This is a genomic window from Streptomyces sp. RKAG293 (genome assembly GCF_023701745.1).
In the GTDB taxonomy this organism is placed as follows: Bacteria; Actinomycetota; Actinomycetes; order Streptomycetales; family Streptomycetaceae; genus Actinacidiphila.
Map to the genome: position 1 here is coordinate 742,683 of NZ_JAJOZB010000001.1, position 17,226 is coordinate 759,908.

11 protein-coding genes are annotated in these 17,226 nt (G+C 69.5%); 3 read left to right on the forward strand and 8 right to left on the reverse strand.

Annotated elements, in window-relative coordinates; genetic code table 11:
- Positions 1-165: 165 nt before the first annotated feature.
- From LNW72_RS03240 to araB, 8 genes are all read right to left on the reverse strand, one after another.
- Positions 166-3,399 (reverse strand): LamG-like jellyroll fold domain-containing protein, encoded by a 3,234-nt coding sequence (locus tag LNW72_RS03240; RefSeq protein ID WP_250973923.1) that lies wholly within the window; start codon positions 3,397-3,399, stop codon positions 166-168.
- Positions 3,400-3,477: 78 nt separating this feature from the next.
- Positions 3,478-4,488 carry a galactofuranose ABC transporter, permease protein YjfF gene (gene yjfF / locus LNW72_RS03245; RefSeq protein ID WP_374117122.1) on the reverse strand — a complete coding sequence of 337 codons (1,011 nt, stop codon included), beginning with the start codon at positions 4,486-4,488 and terminating at the stop codon, positions 3,478-3,480.
- Entirely contained in the window at positions 4,485-5,609 is a 1,125-nt protein-coding gene (locus tag LNW72_RS03250; protein ID WP_250973924.1) for an ABC transporter permease, read from the reverse strand. The genes yjfF and LNW72_RS03250 overlap by 4 nt, the downstream gene beginning before the upstream one ends.
- Entirely contained in the window at positions 5,609-7,138 is a 1,530-nt protein-coding gene (locus tag LNW72_RS03255) for a sugar ABC transporter ATP-binding protein (RefSeq protein ID WP_250973925.1), read from the reverse strand. Before LNW72_RS03255 ends, LNW72_RS03250 begins: the two co-directional genes overlap by 1 nt.
- A 99-nt stretch (positions 7,139-7,237) precedes the next feature.
- Positions 7,238-8,278, reverse strand: a complete 1,041-nt coding sequence (locus LNW72_RS03260) for an ABC transporter substrate-binding protein (protein ID WP_250973926.1) — start codon at positions 8,276-8,278, stop codon at positions 7,238-7,240.
- A 133-nt stretch (positions 8,279-8,411) separates the two neighbouring features.
- Entirely contained in the window at positions 8,412-9,917 is a 1,506-nt protein-coding gene (gene araA, locus LNW72_RS03265; RefSeq protein WP_250973927.1) for an L-arabinose isomerase, read from the reverse strand.
- Positions 9,914-10,765 (reverse strand): L-ribulose-5-phosphate 4-epimerase, encoded by an 852-nt coding sequence (locus tag LNW72_RS03270; protein WP_250973928.1) that lies wholly within the window; start codon positions 10,763-10,765, stop codon positions 9,914-9,916. The genes araA and LNW72_RS03270 overlap by 4 nt, the downstream gene beginning before the upstream one ends.
- Positions 10,766-10,786: 21 nt before the next feature.
- Entirely contained in the window at positions 10,787-12,529 is a 1,743-nt protein-coding gene (araB, locus tag LNW72_RS03275) for a ribulokinase (RefSeq protein WP_374117123.1), read from the reverse strand.
- Between the two features lie 562 nt (positions 12,530-13,091).
- On the opposite strand from araB, the gene chvE reads away from it, so the two are divergent.
- The 3 genes from chvE to mmsB all read left to right on the forward strand — a co-directional run bounded on the left by chvE (position 13,092) and on the right by mmsB (position 17,111).
- Positions 13,092-14,189, forward strand: a complete 1,098-nt coding sequence (gene chvE / locus LNW72_RS03280) for a multiple monosaccharide ABC transporter substrate-binding protein (RefSeq protein ID WP_374117124.1) — start codon at positions 13,092-13,094, stop codon at positions 14,187-14,189.
- Between the two features lie 117 nt (positions 14,190-14,306).
- Entirely contained in the window at positions 14,307-15,854 is a 1,548-nt protein-coding gene (mmsA, locus tag LNW72_RS03285; protein WP_250973931.1) for a multiple monosaccharide ABC transporter ATP-binding protein, read from the forward strand.
- Positions 15,855-15,857: 3 nt separating this feature from the next.
- Positions 15,858-17,111: a multiple monosaccharide ABC transporter permease gene (gene mmsB, locus LNW72_RS03290; RefSeq protein WP_250973932.1), complete on the forward strand. Its 1,254-nt coding sequence runs from the start codon at positions 15,858-15,860 to the stop codon at positions 17,109-17,111.
- Positions 17,112-17,226 lie beyond the last annotated feature (115 nt).

Sequence of the window (17,226 nt, forward strand, 5' to 3'; positions counted from 1 at the left end):
AGATATCGCGTCTCATATATGACGTACGAAGTACGACCCAATGAAAGCTAGGGCCGCGCCGGAGGTCCGTCAATGCTGTGAGCGGATGTGAACAGAACTGATTCCGCGCCCGGGCGTCGGCCGGCCGGAAAGGGTCGGCCGACGCCGTCAGGGACGGGCGTCCGCTCAGCCGATGGTGAGCTGCGTGACCGAGCTGGCCGGGAAGGTGCGGGTGAAGGAGGCTCCCAGACCCGTCACCGCTGTGGTGACCGGGACGATGTGGCGGGGATCGGTGAGGGTGTTGGTGTCGGACAGATGGGCGGAGGTCAGAGTGACGGCGGTACCGGTGGTCGGGACGGCCGCGCCGGCGCCCGTCAGGCGGACGGTGATCGACTGCGGATTCCCGCCCGGGTTCACGACGGTGATGTAGTACTTCCCGGTGCGGGACGAGCGGCTGACCACCTGGTTGACGGTGCTGGTGCCGCTGTACGAGGCGGTCAGGATCTGGTCGCCGTGTGCGGCGGCCATCATCTGCTGGACGTAGGCGCCGGGAGAGTTGTAGCTGGTCGAGGCGTCGAAGGCGATCAGATTGGTGTTCCACTGGACGCTGTTCACGTTGGCCAGCAGCGGGGCGTACGCCTCCATCGCCACCACATCGGAATTGCGCTGCAGATTGGTCAGCCAGGACGCGTCGCCGATCGCACCCGCCAGCGTCGGGGTCGGCCGGCCGGCCTGGGAGGCCCACTCCCCCTCGAACACCTTCGGACCGCTCCGCGAGTAGGTGTCGTAGGCGTTGGCGTTCACGTTGAACCAGCCGGGCGAACGGTAGTTGTGCAGATCCACCACATCGGGAGTGCGTGCGGAGACGGCGGTGGTGGCGATCAGCTTGAGCGCCGGGTAGGCGGCCCTGATGGCATCGTGGAACTGTGCGTAGCGGCCGTTGGCGCCGTCGTAGCTGCCGGTGGTGTCGAACCAGTCCTCGTTGCCGACCTCGACGTACTGGAGGGAGAACGGCGCGGGATGCCCGTCGGCGGCGCGCCTGGCACCCCATTTCGTCGTCACGTCGCCGGTGATGTACTGGATCTCGTCCAGGGCGTCCTGGACGTACGGGGAGAGCTGGTCCAGCGGGACGACATCGTGCTGCAGGGAGTAGCCGGCGTAGACCCCGAGGACGGGCCGGGCGCCGAGGTCCTCACACCATTCGAGGTACTCCAGCAGGCCGAGGCCGTCCGTGGACCAGTAGCCCCAGGGGTCCTGGTGTCCTGGCCGGGTCTCGGTCGGGCCGAGGGTCTTCTTCCAGTCGAAGCGTTCGGCGACCGTGTTGCCTTCGAGGTAGTTGCCGCCCGGCAGCCGGATGAAGGAGGGCTTGAGGGCCTTCATCTTCTCCATCAGATCGACCCGCAGCCCGTTGGGGCGGTTGTTGTAGGTGGGCGGGAAGAGCGACACGTTGCTCAGCCACAAGGTTGCTCCCGCGGCGCTCTCGGAGGAGAGCACGAAGCGGTTGGCGGAACCGGTGGGAGCGCCGGCCGTGGTGGTCAGGCGGACGGTGTACTTCTTCCAGGCCGTGGTCGGAGCGGGGATGGTGGCCGTCGCGTAGGCCGTGCCACCGGTGCTCTCCAGGGAGAGCTTGAGCGGTCCAGTGAAACCCGGGGCGGCCTTGGCGTACAGCGAGGCGGTGTAGGTGGTGGACGGCTTGACCGGGACACCCCAGAAGCCACTGTTCGCGACGCCCGCCCGGTTGCCCGGCGAGGCACCTGTCAGAGAGACCTTCAGCGACCGGGTCAGCGCGCTGTTGAGGGGATTCGCGGTGTCCAGCGCGATGCTCGCCGAGCCGCCGGTGGAGCTGACGGCGGACCAGGAGGTAGGACTGCTGGAGGTGGCCATCAGCGAGCGGTTCTGCAGCAGTTCGCCGTACAGGCCGCCCTCGCCGGAGTGGTTGATGTCCTCGGTCATCAGGCCGGAGAAGTCGCTCGGCAGCGCGTGCGCGGCGGTGGCAGCGTTGACGGAGAGGGTGCCGTTGCCCTGGCCCAGGAGGGTCTCCAGCTCGGGAGCGGTCACCGGATGGTCGTAGATCACCACATCGTCGATGGCGGCGTCGGCGAAGTCGACCGGGTTGCCGTTGAACCTGCCGCGGCCGACCGCCGTGCCCGCGGCGGCCTTCCACGGGGTGGTGTACGCGACCGTGGACTGCAGGATGCCGTTGACGTACAGCCTCAGCCGGCCGGACGCGTTGTCGCTGACGCCGGTGAGGTGGTACCAGGTGCCGGCGGTCGGGGCGGCCGTCGCGTCGGCGTGGCGGACGGTGGCGGTGGAGCTGTCGGACGCCAGTCGGGTGAAGGCGAACTTTCCGGTGTCGCCGCGCAGTTGGAGGTAGCAGCCGGAGACGGAGGTCCCGTCGAGTCTCGCGAAGGTCTGGTAGCCGGTGAGGGAGTTGAGCCTGACCCAGGCCGAGACCGAGAAGGACTGCGAGGTGTCCGTCGCGGCGGCGCCGGTGGTGGCGGACGAGGCGGCCGTCCCGTTGGACCGCAGCGCGTACGCACCGGCTTTGCCGGTGGTCCAGGCGGCCGTCGCGCCGAGGGTGAGCGGGTGGCCGTGGCCTGAGCTGTCCGCGGCGGAGGTTCCGGTGCCCGCGTCGAACGCCCAGTGCGCGGGCTGGTCCAGCGCGGTCACCTCGGACGCGGCCAGGGCGCCGGTGTAGAACCGCAGGTCGTCCACGCCTCCGTCGAGGTGGTCCACCGGATTCCCGGCGTACTTGCCCCGGCCGGCGAAGGCGTGCCCGGTGGCCTTCCACGGAGTGGTGTACGGAACGGCCGTCTGCAGTGCGCCGTTGACGTACAGCGACAGCGTGCCGGCCGCGGTGTCCTGGACACCGGTGAGGTGGTACCAGGAACCGGCGGCCGGACTGTCGCCGGAGGCGGCGACGGCCGCCGTCCCGACGGTGTCGGAGGGCAGCCGGGCGAAGGCGAACGTCCCGGTGTCGCCGCGCAGTCCGAGGTAGAAGCCGCTGACGTCGGCGCCGTCGATGCTGACGGCGGTCTGGTAGCCGTCGGTGTTGTCGAGCTTCACCCAGGCGGAGACGCTGAAGGAGCCGGAGGTGTCGACGATCGGGGCGCCGAGGTCGATGGTGCCGGTGCCGGTGCCGTTCGTCGCGACGCTCCCGGCACCCACCTGCCCGGCCGCGTGGCTGGCTCCCGCCGCGAGAGTGCCCGGGTGGGCGCCGCCGGAGTCGTCGGCGGCGGTACTTCCGGTGGCCTCGTCCAGTGCCCAGTGCCCGGCGAGGGCGGTGGCCGCGGCGGCGGGGGTGGCCGCGAGGGGGACGAAGCCGACGGTGAGGAGTGCCGCGCTCGCGGCGAGGGCGGCAGCGGTACGGAGCCGTTGCCGGAGATGACGGCCTGGTCGATGGGACCGGGTGAAAGGCATGGGTCTCCCTTGAAAGGTGGTGAAGGGCGGATTCCATGGCGCGTGGGGTGCGGGGCGGACCGCGAGGCGGCCGGTCGGTCAGGCTCGCCGGCGGGACGTCATCAGGCGCTGCAGCAGGACGAAGGCGAACAGCAGCGTGCCGACCGCGATCTTCGTCCACCAGGAGCTGAGCGTGCCCTCGAAGGTGATGATGGTCTTGATGACCCCGAGGACGAGCACGCCCAGCAGGGAGCCCAGGACGTAGCCGGAGCCGCCGGCCAGGATCGTCCCGCCGATCACCACGGCGGCGATCGCGTCGAGCTCCGTGCCGACCAGGTGCAGGCTGTACCCGGACAGCGTGTAGAGCGTGAACAGCACTCCGCCCAGGGCCGAGCACAGCCCGCTGACGGTGTAGGCCCGGATCACCGTCCGGCCTACCGGGACCCCCATCAGCAGCGCCGACTGCGCGTTGCCGCCGACCGCGTACACCGCCCGGCCGAACCTCGTGTAGTGCAGCGTCAGGAACGCGACGGCGACGACGGCCACCGCGATGACCACCGACCAGGAGATGAACACCCCTCCGGGGAAGGTGACATGGGACTGCGCCAGGGTGGTGAAGACCGGGTCGTCGATCGGGATCGCGTTGGTGCTGATCAGGTAGCACAGGCCCCGGGCGAAGAACATCCCGGCCAGCGTCGCGATGAAGGGCTGCACCTCGAAGTGATGGATGGCGTAGCCCATGGCGCCACCGATCAGGGCGCCGGCCGCAAGGACCAGCGGGATGACCAGGGCGGGCGGCCATCCGTGCCGCTCGACGAGCGTGGCGCACAGCATCGTGGAGAGCGCGGCGACGGCTCCGACCGAGAGATCGATGCCGCCGGTGAGGATCACGAACGTCATGCCGACGGCGATGACCAACAGGAACGCGTTGTCCACGAAGAGGTTGGCGATGGTCTGGCCGGCCAGGAAGTCCAGGTAGCGGTAGTTGCCCGCTTCGAGGGTCAGCGCGAACAGGACAGCGGTGGCCATGACCGGGACGTAGTCGCGGTGCTGGGCCAGAAAGGTGCGGACGCCGCGGCCGGCGGCGGCGCGGGGCTGGGTCGCGCTCACAGGGTGGTCGCCTCCTTCGGGCTCTGGGCGGCGTTGGCCGGTGTGTTGCTCCGGGAGGTGCCGGTGCTCTTCGCGGTGACGTCCGGGCGGGCGCCGCCGGTATCCGGCCGGCGGGGCGGTTTGCGCGACAGCACCTTGGCGCGGAACGCCGGGGACTGCAGCAGACAGACCGCCATGACGACCAGCGCCTTGAACACCAGCGTCGTCTCGGGCGGCACCCCGACGGTGTAGACCGTGGTGGAGAGCGTCTGGATGACGAGGGCGCCGATGGCGGTGCCGCCGAGGTGGAAGCGGCCCCCGGTGAGCGAGGTTCCGCCGATGACCACGGCGAGGATCGCGTCGAGCTCGATCCACAGGCCCGCGTTGTTCCCGTCGGCGGCGGCCACGTTGGAGCTGATCATCAGTCCGGCGCCGGCCGCGCACAGCGCGCAGAACGCGTAGACGGCGATGGTGAGACCCCGGGCCCGGATTCCGACCAGCCGGCTGGCCTCCCGGTTGCCGCCGACCGCTTCGAGCAGCAGCCCGAGTGCGGTGCGCCGGACGACAAGACCGGTCAGTACGAGCACCGCAGCGGCGATCACCACCGAGAGCGGGAGGCCGAGTTCGTACCCGCCCCCGATCAGGTGGTAGGGCTCACTGTTCACCGTGACGATCCGGCCGCTGGTGATCATCTGTGCGACGCCGCGCCCCGCGACCATCAGGATCAGGGTGGCGATGATCGGCTGCATGCCGATCCCGGCGACCAGCACGCCGTTCCACACACCCAGGGCGGTGCACACGCCCAGTGCGAGCAGTACCGCGACGGCGACACCACCGACGCTCCGCTGGTCGGTGAGCTCGCTGATGTTCAGGCAGGCGACGGCTCCGGAGACGGCGACCACGGCGCCGACCGACAGGTCGATCCCGCCGATGGCGATGACCAGGGTCATACCGAGGGCGACCAGCAGCAGCGGGGAGCCGAGCCGCAGGATGTCGACCAGGCTGCCGAAGAGGTGGCCGTCACGGATCCGGATCGAGAAGAAGTCGGGGGTGTGGACGACATTGGTGACCAGCAGGGCGGTGAGCAGCGCGAGCGGCCAGAACAGCCGGTGGGCGGCCAGCCTGGTGATGAGGGGCGGCATCAGTGGGTCCCTCCGGTCGCGATGGTCTCCATCAGCCGGTCCAGGGTGAGTTCGGCGGTGTTGGGCAGGGTCGCCACGAGCTCGCGGTCGCGCAGTACCGCGACGGTGTCGGACAGGCTCAGCACCTCTTCGAGTTCGGCGGAGACGTAGACCACCGCCATGCCGTCCGCGGCGAGCGAGGCCACCAGCCGCTGGATCTCGGCCTTGGCCCCGATGTCGATGCCCCGGGTCGGTTCGTCGAGGATCAGCAGTTTCGGTTCGGTGATCAGCCAGCGGGCGAGCAGCACCTTCTGCTGATTGCCGCCGCTCAGGTTGCGGACGACCGCCTCCGGGTCGACCGGGTGGATGTGCAGGGCCGATATCCAGTGCGCGACCAGCTCCTCCGTCCGGCGGGCGGGGAGTGCTCCGGCCCAGCCGCGGGCGGCCTGGAGGGCGAGGACGATGTTCTCCCGTACCGTCAGATCGGGGATGATGCCCTCGCTCCTGCGGTTCTCCGAACAGAACGCGATGCCCCGCCGGACGGCGGCGCGGGGGCTGCGCAGGGGGGCGGTCCGGCCGTCGACGGTGAGACTGCCGGTGTCGGCGCGGTCGGCGCCGGCCAGCAGCCGGGCGGTCTCCGAGCGTCCCGCGCCGAGCAGCCCGGCGAGGCCCAGTACCTCCCCCGGGCGCACAGCGAGGTCGAACGGCGCGATGGCGCCCTTACGTCCGAGTCCGCGCGCCTCGGCGAACGGGGCCCCGGCCGGGCGCTCGCGGTCGCCCCGGCCCCGGTCGGTGAGTTCCCCCAGCTCCTGCCCGAGCATCGCCGACACCAGCTCGATCTGCGGCAGGTGCGCGGTGCGGTACTCGCCGACGAGACGGCCGTCGCGGAGCACGGTGATCCGGTCGGACACGTCGTAGACCTGGTCCAGGAAGTGCGTCACGAACAGGATCGCCACGCCCTCGCCACGCAGCCGGCGGATCACCGTGAACAGCTGGGCCACCTCCTCGCGGTCCAGGCTGGAGGTGGGTTCGTCGAGGATCAGCACCTTCGCCCGGATGTCCACGGCGCGGGCGATGGCGACCATCTGCTGCAGGGCGAGCGGAAGGGCGTCCAGCGGCGCGCGGACGTCGATCTCCAGGTCGAGCCCGGACAGCAGGTCACGGGCCCGCCGGCGCAGTTCGGACCACACGATGCGGCCGAGCCTGCGGGGCTCGCGGCCGAGGAAGATGTTCTCCGCGACCGACAGGTTGGGGCAGAGGTTCACCTCCTGGTACACAGTGCTGATCCCGGCCCGCTGCGCCTGCAGCGGCCCGGCGAACCGGACCGGGACGCCGTCCAGCGTGACGGTCCCGGCTTCGGCCTCGTGCACTCCGGTCAGCACCTTGATGAGGGTGGACTTCCCGGCGCCGTTCTCGCCCATCAGGGCGTGCACCTCACCGGGATACAGGTCGAGTCCGACTCCGGCGAGGGCCCGGACGCCGGCGAACTCCTTGGTGATGCCGGCCATCCGGAGGACGGGTTGAGCGGGGCTGAGCTGCGGCGTCGACATGGGAGCTCCTCTCCTCGGGCCGCTTGTCGGCTCCGGCCGGGTCCGGGGCGCCCACCTGGGGCGCCCCCGTCCCGGATCACCGGAGCGGTACCGGCGAGATCAGTACTGGCGGTTGGGGAGTTCGGCGGCCGCCTTGTCCTTGGTGAAGACGCCCTCCTTGGACTCGACCCGGGCCGGCACCTCGGCCTTGTCCTTGAGCTTCCGCACGAGGTCCATGACCTGCGGGCCGATCAGCGGGTTGCACTCGACGACGACCTCGATCTTGCCGTCGGCCATCGCCTGGAAGGCGTCCTTGACCCCGTCGATCGAGACGATGCGGATGTCCTTGCCGGGCTTGAGACCCGCCTCCTCGATCGCCTGGATGGCACCCATCGCCATGTCGTCGTTGTGCGCGAAGAGGACATTGATGTTCTTGTGCGCCTTCAGGAAGGCCGTCATGACCTCCTTGCCCTTGGCGCGGGTGAAGTCACCGGTCTGGTCCGCGACCAGCTTGAACCGGGGGTCCTTCAGGACCAGGTCCTCGAACCCCTTCTTGCGGTCGATCGCCGGGGCGGAGCCGGTGGTGCCCTCGAGCTCCGCGATGTTCACCGTGCCGGTGCCGCTCTTCTCCGCGTCGACCAGCCACTGACCGGCGGCGGTCCCCTCCTTGACGAAGTCCGACCCGATGAAGGTCTTGTAGAGGGACGTGTCCTGGGTGTCGATCGCCCGGTCGGTGAGTATCACCGGGATGCCGGCGGCCTTGGCCTCCTTCAGTACGGTGTCCCAGCCCGTGACGACCACCGGTGAGAAGCCGATGACGTCCACCTTCTGCTGGATGAAGGTGCGGATCGCGGCGATCTGGTTCTCCTGCTTCTGCTGCGCGTCGGAGAACTTGAGCTCGAAGCCGGCGGTTTTCGCCGCGTCCTGGATGGACTTGGTGTTGGCGGCGCGCCAGCCGCTCTCGGATCCGACCTGGGAGAATCCGAAGACCAGCTTCTTGGCGCCGTTCGCGTCCGTGCCGCTGCCGGCGGGGGCCTTCTTGCCCGCGCCGCAGGCGGCGAGGGAGAGGCACAGCGCCGCGGCCAGGACGGCCGCGGCGGCACAGCGCGTACGCAGTCGTGGGTGACGGGGTCTTGCCGGGGTGGAGGCGGTGAGGGACATCGTGCACTCTCCTTCGAGCCGGGGAATTCCCTGCGATGTATGACCGGGGTGGTGCGACTGCGTTGGTGCGACTGGAGTGGTGCGACTGCGTTGGTGCGACTGGAGTGGTTCTGCGGTGAACGGGAAGCCGCTCTCAGAAACCTCGTGCCAGCCGGTGGTACGCCTGGTTCCAGCGGATCTCCTGGCTGAACTGCCGGATCGTGGTCCCCGCGTCGATGACGAGGAGTTCGGCCCCCGTCATCTCCGCGAGGTCCACGAGCTCTTCCGTCCCGATGGCGCTGGAGAGCACGGTGTGGTGCGGGGCACCGGCCGTGAGCCACGCCTCGGTCGACGTCCGCAGGTCGGGCTGCGGCTTCCATACGGCGTGCGCCACCGGAAGGTTGGGCAGCGGCTCCGCGGCGGCGACCAGGTCGATCTCGTTGGCGACCAGCCGGAACCGGTCCCCCATGTCGGCGAGCCCCACGACGACGGCCGGGCCCGGGGCGGCCTCGAAGACCAGCCGGACGGGATCCTCCCGGCCACCGATGCCCAGGGGATGGATTTCGCACGAGGGCACCTCGGCGGTGATCGACGGGCAGACCTCGAGCATGTGCGCACCGAGGATGACTTCCTGCCCGGCCTCCAGGTGGTAGGTGTAGTCCTCCATGAACGACGTCCCACCGGGCAGACCCGCCGACATCGCCTTCAGGGTGCGCAGCAGCGCGGCGGTCTTCCAGTCCCCCTCACCGCCGAAGCCGTAACCGTCGAGCATCAGGCGCTGGACGGCCAGACCGGGCAGCTGGCGCAGCCCTCCGAGGTCCTCGAAGTTGGTGGTGAACGCCTGGAATCCGCCGTCGGTGAGGAACTCCCGCATGCCGAGTTCGATCCGCGCCGCGTACCGCAGCGCGTCGTGCCGCTCCGCTCCGGAGCGCAGCTCGGGCGCGACCCGGTACGTCTCCTGGTACTCCTTCGTCAGCTCGGTGACGTCGGCGTCGGTCACCGCGTCGACCACGGCGACCAGGTCGTTGACGCCGTGGGTGTTGACCGAGACGCCGAACCGCAGCTGTGCCTCGACCTTGTCGCCCTCGGTGACCGCGACGTCCCGCATGTTGTCGCCGAACCGTGCCACCCGCAGGCCGCGCAGCGCGGCGTGACCGGTCGCGGCACGGGCCCAGGATCCGATCCGCAGGGCCACCGACGGGTCGCTGACGTGTCCGGCGACCGTCTTGCGGGCCACTCCGAGTCGGGACTGGATGTAACCGAACTCGCGGTCCCCGTGCGCCGCTTGGTTGAGGTTCATGAAGTCCATGTCGATGGAGCCCCACGGCAGCGCCCGGTTGGCCTGGGTGTGCAGGTGCAGCATCGGCTTGCGCAGCGCGTCGAGGCCGGCGATCCACATCTTGGCCGGGGAGAACGTGTGCATCCAGGCGATCACGCCGACGCAGTCGTCGGCGGCGTTGGCGTCGAGGCAGACCCGCCGGATCGCGTCCGCGTCGGTGAGTACGGGCAGCCACACCACCCGGACCGCGATGTCCGGCCCGTCGTTGAGTGCCTCGGCGATCTGCTGGGACTGTTCGGCCACCTGCCGGAGGGTGTCCGGCCCGTAGAGTCCCTGGCTGCCGGTGAGGAACCAGACTTCGCGGCCTTCGAGCGACTTCATTCCTGCACTCCTTCACGGCCGGCGGGCTGCTGGCCGTATACGTTCTGATAGCGGTCGTAGAGCGAGTCGATGTCCGGTGCGGCGATGCCCACCGGTTCTCCCAGCTGCCGGGAGAGGTGGACGGTGCGAGCGACGTCCTCGCACATCACGGCGGCTTTGACGGCGGCCTTCGGGTCCTTGCCGATGGTGAACACGCCGTGGCTCTGCATCAGCACGGCGGGCGAACGGTGGCCCTTGAGGGTGGCGACGATGCCCTGGCCGATCGAGTCGTCACCGATCAGCGCGAACGGGCCGACCGGTATCTCCGCGCCGAACTCGTCCGCCATCGCGGTGACGACGCAGGGCACCGCCTCACCGCGCGCCGCCCAGCCGGTGGCGTACGTGGAATGGGTGTGCACCACGCCCCCCACTTCGGGCATGTTGCGGTAGACGTAGGCGTGGGCGGCGGTGTCCGAGGACGGGTTGTGCGTACCTTCGACGACCTGCCCGTACAGATCGCAGACGATCATGTTCTCGGGGGTCAGGTCGTCGTAGGACACACCGCTGGGCTTGATGACCATCAGGTCGTGTCCCGGCACGCGGGCCGAGACGTTGCCTGCGGTCCACACCACGAGCTGGTAGCGGACGAGTTCCTGGTGCAGATCGCTGACCTGCTGCCGTATCCGGCCGATCGCGGGGTCGGTGGGGGCGGTGAGCGCGGTCAGGGATGCGGTCCCGGGGTCGGCCACGGGCTCGGTGCGGGAGTCGTCGGTTGCGCGCTCGGTGCGGGAGTCGTCGGTTGCGCGCTCGGTGCGGGGGTCGTCGGTTGTGCGCTCGGTGCGGGGGTCGTCGGTTGTGCGCTCGGTCATGATGGCGGCCTTCCGTACGGGTCAGTTGGCGGCAGAGGTGCCGGTCGCGTTGCGCAACTCGCGCAGTCGGTGCAGCACGCCCCTGTGCTCGCCGCCGAGCAGGTCGTGCAGGGCGCGGTACTCGGCGAACAGCCGGTCGTACGCGTCGGCACGGGCCGCGTCCGGGAGGTACCGGTCCCGGTGCACGCGCCCCATCCGCTCGGCCGCGGCGGGCACGTTCTCGTACGCCCCGGCCGCCACCGCCGCGTGGATGGCGGAGCCCAGCGCCGGGGCCTGTTCGGAGGCGGCGACGCTCAGCGGGCGGCGCAGCACGTCCGCGTAGATCTGCATCAGCAGCGCGTTCCTGGTGAGGCCTCCGGCCACCGTGAAGCGGGTGACGGGGACGCCGGATTTCTCGAAGACCTCGACGATGACCCGGGTGCCGAAGGCGGTCGACTCGAGCAGCGCGCGGTAGATCTCCGGCGGCCGGGTGGCCAGCGTGGCACCGACCAGCACCCCGGAGAGCCGGTGGTCGACCAGCACCGACCGGTTTCCGTTCCACCAGTCGAGCGCCACCAGGCCGTGCCCGCCCACCGGTTGGCCGGCGGCCAGCCGGGTCAGGTGCTCATGCAGGCTGATGCCTTCGGCGGCGGCCTGCTCGTGGTAGGTCGGCGGGATGCCGTGCTCGACGAACCAGCCGAAGATGTCGCCGACGCCGCTCTGTCCGGCCTCGAAGCCCCACAGCCCGTCGACCACTCCCCCGTCGACCACCCCGCACATGCCGGGGACCTCGGCCACCTGTTCGCCGTTGAGGATGTGGCAGGTGGAGGTGCCCATCACGGCGAGCAGCTCGCCGGCGCCGGCCGACCGTGCCGCCGGAGCGGTGACGTGGGCGTCCACGTTGCCGACCGCGACGGCGATGCCCTCCGGGAGCCCGGTCCAGACGGCGGCCCGGGCCGTCAGGCCGCCGGCCCGGTCGCCCAGCGGGGAGAGCGGGTGCTCCAGCCTGGTCCGCGCGAAGTCCGCGAAGGCGGGGTTGAGAGCGGCCAGGTACCCGGTCGACGGGTAGCCACCGTTCTGGTGGATCCCCTTGTATCCGGCCGTGCAGGTGTTGCGGGTCTCGACGCCGGTGAGCTGCCAGACGATCCAGTCCGCCGCCTCGATCCAGCGGTCGGTGCGCCGATAGGTGTCCGGGTCCTCCTCCAGCACCTGGAGGGCCTTGGCGTACTGCCACTCGGAGGAGATCAGGCCGCCGTAGCGGGCGATCCAGTCCTCACCGCGCTCGTGGGCGAGCGCGGTGATCCGGTCGGCCTGGGGCTGGGCCGCATGGTGCTTCCACAGCTTCGGCCAGGCGTGCGGCCGGGACCCGAGCTCCGGGCGAAGGCAGAGCGGGGTGCCGTCGGCGCTGGTGGGAAGGCAGGTGGAGGCCGTGAAGTCGGTGCCGATACCGATCACCGCGGCGGGGTCGATCCCGGCGGCGGCGATGGCCTCGGGGACGGCGCGGCGGATCACGTCCAGCCAGTCCTCCGGATGCTGGAGGGCCCAGTCCGGTGGCAGCGGGACGTTGCTGCCCGGCAATCGGTCGTCGATCACCGCATGGGAGTACTCATGGACGGCGCTGCCGATCTCGGCACCGTCCGACACCCGGACGACGACGGCGCGTCCGGAGAGCGTGCCGAAGTCGATGCCCAGGACGTAGTCGGTCGGGGTGGTGCGGGAGGCCCCGGCGGCGGCCCCGGCAGTGGCGGGCAAGGTGCCAGCCGAATTGTTAGCGTTAACAATCATCAATCGAACTCTCCGTTGCATGAGTTGGGACGGTGGGGCTTGACGGGCGGGGCCGGCGCCCGACCCAGGAACCGGCGACCCCGGCATGTTGCCCGAAGGTTTCCGACCCCCAGAGTGTGAGCGTTAACAACAGATGGCGTCAATGCTCCGCGCAGATCACAAATCGACAACGGGCGGGCGGCCCGCGTGATGCCGCCCCAAGCCGTGCGCCGCCACCCCATGCCCCCTGCGACGCCGGCCCGATGGCGTGCGATGCCGTGCGGTGCCGTGCGGACGCCGCCCCGCTGGCGTGCGATTCAAAACGGTGACCCTCCGGGCCTTGACGCCCGTTCTGTTAGCGTTAACACTCTTGTAACGCCAAGCCGGCGCCATGGCCCGGCCGGACATCGGCGGGCTTGTCAGCAGCCACCGGGCCCCTGTCGGTCGAGCCCGATCCGTGCGCGATTCCTGCGCGCTCATCACACCCCGCCCCAGCACGGGGACTCGACTGGTCCGAGGACACCGGGGTCACGCGGATGCCGTACGCGGGTCCCGCTGATCGCGGCACATCACTGGAGGAAGTGTGCGGAAAATTTCGACGGGCCTCGCCCTGGTTGCGCTAACAATGGTGTTGGCCGCCTGCGGGCAGAGTGCCAACGGCGTCGGCGCCCATGCGAAACACCCTGACGCCAAGGGCGGTTTGGTCGGTATCGCGATGCCCACCAAATCCTCGGAACGGTGGATCAACGACGGCGCCAACATGGTCAAGCAGTTCCAGGACAAGGGGTACAGGACGGATCTCCAGTACGGCGACAACGTCGTGGAGAACCAGGTGTCCCAGATCGAGAACATGATCACCAAGGGCGCCCGGCTGCTGGTCATCGCGGCGGTCGACGGCTCGTCACTCACCGACGTGCTGCAGAAGGCGGCCGACGCCGACATCCCGGTGATCTCCTACGACCGGCTCATCCTCGGCACCAAGAACGTCGACTACTACGCGACCTTCGACAACTACAAGGTCGGCGTCCTCCAGGGCACCTACATCGCCGACAAGCTCGGCCTCAAGGACGGCAAGGGCCCGTTCAACGTCGAGCTGTTCGGCGGCTCACCGGACGACAACAACTCCCCGTACTTCTTCCAGGGCGCGATGAGCGTGCTCAAGCCGTACCTCGACGACAAGAAGCTCGTCGTCCGCAGCGGCCAGACCAACTTCAACCAGATCGCCACCCTGCGCTGGGACGGCGGGCTCGCGCAGTCCCGGATGGACAACCTGCTCAGCAAGTCCTACTCGACGGCTCGCGTCGATGCGGTGCTCTCCCCCTACGACGGCATCTCGATCGGCATCCTGTCGTCCCTCAAGGGCGTCGGATACGGCGGGTCGGGCAAGGAACTGCCCATCGTCACCGGTCAGGACGCCGAACTGGCGTCGGTGAAGTCCATCATCGCCGGCGAGCAGACCCAGACCGTCTCCAAGGACACCCGTGCGCTCGCCAAGGTGGCCGTGCAGATGGGCGACGCGCTGCTCACCGGCGGCAAGCCCCAGGTCAACGACACCAAGCAGTACAACAACGGCGCCAGGGTCGTGCCGGCCTTCCTGCTGCAGCCGGTCAGTGTCGACAAGGACAACTACCGCAAGGTGCTGGTCGACACCGGGCAGCTCTCCGCCGCTCAGCTCAAGTAGCCGACTCCGAGGGCCTGTTCCCCACTACCCGCCGAACTTCCCCGCCCCGCCTCCGACCCCGCCCCCGACCTGCCCCCCAACCCCCAAGCCCGACCCCGACCCGAACGGATGCCCATCATGGCCGGACCCGTCCTGGAGATGCGTTCGATCAGCAAGTCCTTCCCCGGCGTCCAAGCGCTCTCCGACGTCACCCTGAGCGTCGCGCCCGGCGAAGTCCACGCCGTCTGCGGTGAGAACGGCGCCGGCAAGTCCACCCTGATGAAGGTGCTCAGCGGGGTGTACCCGCACGGCTCGTACGAGGGCGAGATCCTCTTCGAGGGTGAGCCGTGCGCCTTCAAGGACATCCGGGCGAGCGAGCAGCGCGGCATCGTGATCATCCATCAGGAACTCGCCCTGGTGCCCCATCTCTCCATCGCCGAGAACATCTTCCTCGGCAACGAACACGCCTCGCACGGCATCATCAGCTGGCACCGCAGCCTCACCCACGCGAAGAAGCTGCTCCAGCGGGTCGGTCTGCACGAGAACCCGCAGACCCGGATCGCGGACATCGGGGTGGGCAAACAGCAGTTGGTCGAGATCGCCAAGGCGCTCGCCAAGGAGGTGAAGCTGCTGATCCTGGACGAGCCGACGGCCGCGCTGAACGACGAGGACAGCCGCAAGCTGCTCGACCTCATCCTCGAACTCAAGGCGCAGGGGATCTCCTGCATCATCATCTCGCACAAGCTCAACGAGATCGCCCGCGTCGCCGACTCCGTCACCATCCTGCGGGACGGCCGGACCATCGAGACCGTCGCCGTCGGCACCGAGGGCATCTCCGAGGACCGCATCATCCGGGGCATGGTCGGCCGCGACCTGGACCACCGTTTCCCCGAACGCACTCCCGACATCGGCGACGTCGCCTTCGCCGTCGAGGAGTGGACCGTCCTCCATCCGATCGACCACCAGCGCAAGGTCGTCGACGCGGTCTCGGTCCATGTGCGGCGCGGCGAGATCGTCGGCGTCGCGGGGCTGATGGGCGCCGGGCGTACCGAGCTCGCGATGAGCGTGTTCGGCCGCTCCTACGGCCGGTACACCGGGGGCCGGGTGCTGTTGAACGGGGTGGAGATCAGGACCCGTACGGTGCCGGAGGCGATCGGGCACGGACTGGCGTACGTCACCGAGGACCGCAAGCAGCTCGGGCTCCATCTGACGGAGGACATCAGCCGCAACATCTCGCTGAGCGCGCTCGGGAAGGTCTCCCGGCGCGGCTGGGTCAACGAGCACGAGGAGACACGGGTCGCGGAGAGGTTCCGCGCCTCGATGAACATCAAGGCGCCCTCCGTCTTCGCGGCGACCGGCAAGCTCAGCGGCGGCAACCAGCAGAAGGTCGTCCTCAGCAAGTGGATCTTCTCCGAGCCCGACGTACTGATCCTCGACGAGCCCACCCGCGGCATCGACGTCGGTGCGAAGGCCGAGATCTACACGGTGATCGCCGAACTGGCCGCCCAGGGCAAGGCGGTGCTGGTCATCTCCTCGGAACTGCCCGAGCTGCTGGGCCTGTGCGACCGGATCTACACGATGGCCGAGGGCCGGCTCACCGGCGAGGTGGACCGCGCCGACGCCACCCAGGAATCACTCATGCGCCTCATGACCGTGAGCGCGGCAACCCAGAACGAGCAGGTGTGACGCATGGCCCAGACACAGACCTCCGGCATCGAGGCGAGCACACCGGCCGACGACAGGCCGACAGGCCCTGAGGGCGCGGGTGGCGGGGTGGGACAACAGCTGGTCCAGGCCCTGCGCGGCAACATCCGCCAGTACGGCATGCTGGTCGCGCTGGCGCTGATCGTCCTGCTCTTCCAGATCTGGACCGGCGGCACCCTGCTCAAGCCGCTCAACGTCACCAACCTGATCCAGCAGAACAGCTACATCCTGATCCTGGCCATCGGCATGATGATCGTCATCATCGCGGGCCATATCGACCTGTCGGTCGGGTCACTCGCCGCCTTCATCGGCGCGGCCGCCGCGGTGATGATGGTCAAACACCAGGTGCCCTGGCCGGTGGCGCTCGTCGCCGCGCTGCTGATCGGCGCGGTCGCCGGAGCCTGGCAGGGGTTCTGGATCGCGTACGTCGGCATCCCGTCGTTCATCGTCACGCTGGCCGGCATGCTGCTGTTCCGCGGCGGTACCCAGATCCTGCTCCAGGGCCAGTCGGTGGCCCCGTTCCCGCGTGGTTTCCAGAAGATCAGCAGCGGCTTCATGCCGGAGGTCGGCCCGTACACCGACTACCACAACCTGACGCTGCTGCTCGGGATCGGAGTGCTCGCCATCGCGGTGCTCCAGGAGGTCCGCGGCCGACGGCAGGCCGCCGCCTTCGGGCTCGAACTGCTTCCGCTGGGCTTCCTCCTCGCCAAACTGGCCGCCATCACCGCCGCGGTGACCGTGTTCACCCTGCTCCTCGCCAGCTATCACGGCTTCCCGGTCGTCCTGCTCATCCTGGGCGTCCTGCTGGTCGGCTTCGGTTATCTGATGCGCAACTCGATACTCGGCCGGCACACCTACGCGATCGGCGGGAACGAGCCGGCTGCCCGGTTGTCAGGCGTGAAGAGCAAGCGCGTCGTCTTCCTGGCCTTCGTGAACATGGGCGTCCTGGCCGCGCTGGCCGGTCTGGTCTTCGCGGCCCGGCTCAACGCCGGTACGCCGCAGGCCGGTATCAACTTCGAACTGGAGGCGATCGCGGCGGCCTTCATCGGCGGCGCCTCGGCCGCCGGCGGCGTCGGCACCGTCCTCGGCGCGATCATCGGCGGTCTGGTGCTCGGTGTGCTCAACAACGGCATGTCGCTGGTGGGCATAGGCACCGACTACCAGCAGGTCATCAAGGGGCTGGTGCTGTTGGCGGCCGTCGGCTTCGACGTCTACAACAAGCGCAAGATCGGTTCCTGACGATCCTGACCCGTTCCTGACCCGTCCCGCACCCACCTCATGCCCCGCTGTGGGTTTCGCTGCCGGCCCCCGAGAGGTGCTCTCGGGGGCCGGCAGCATGACGTTGCGCCGGCAA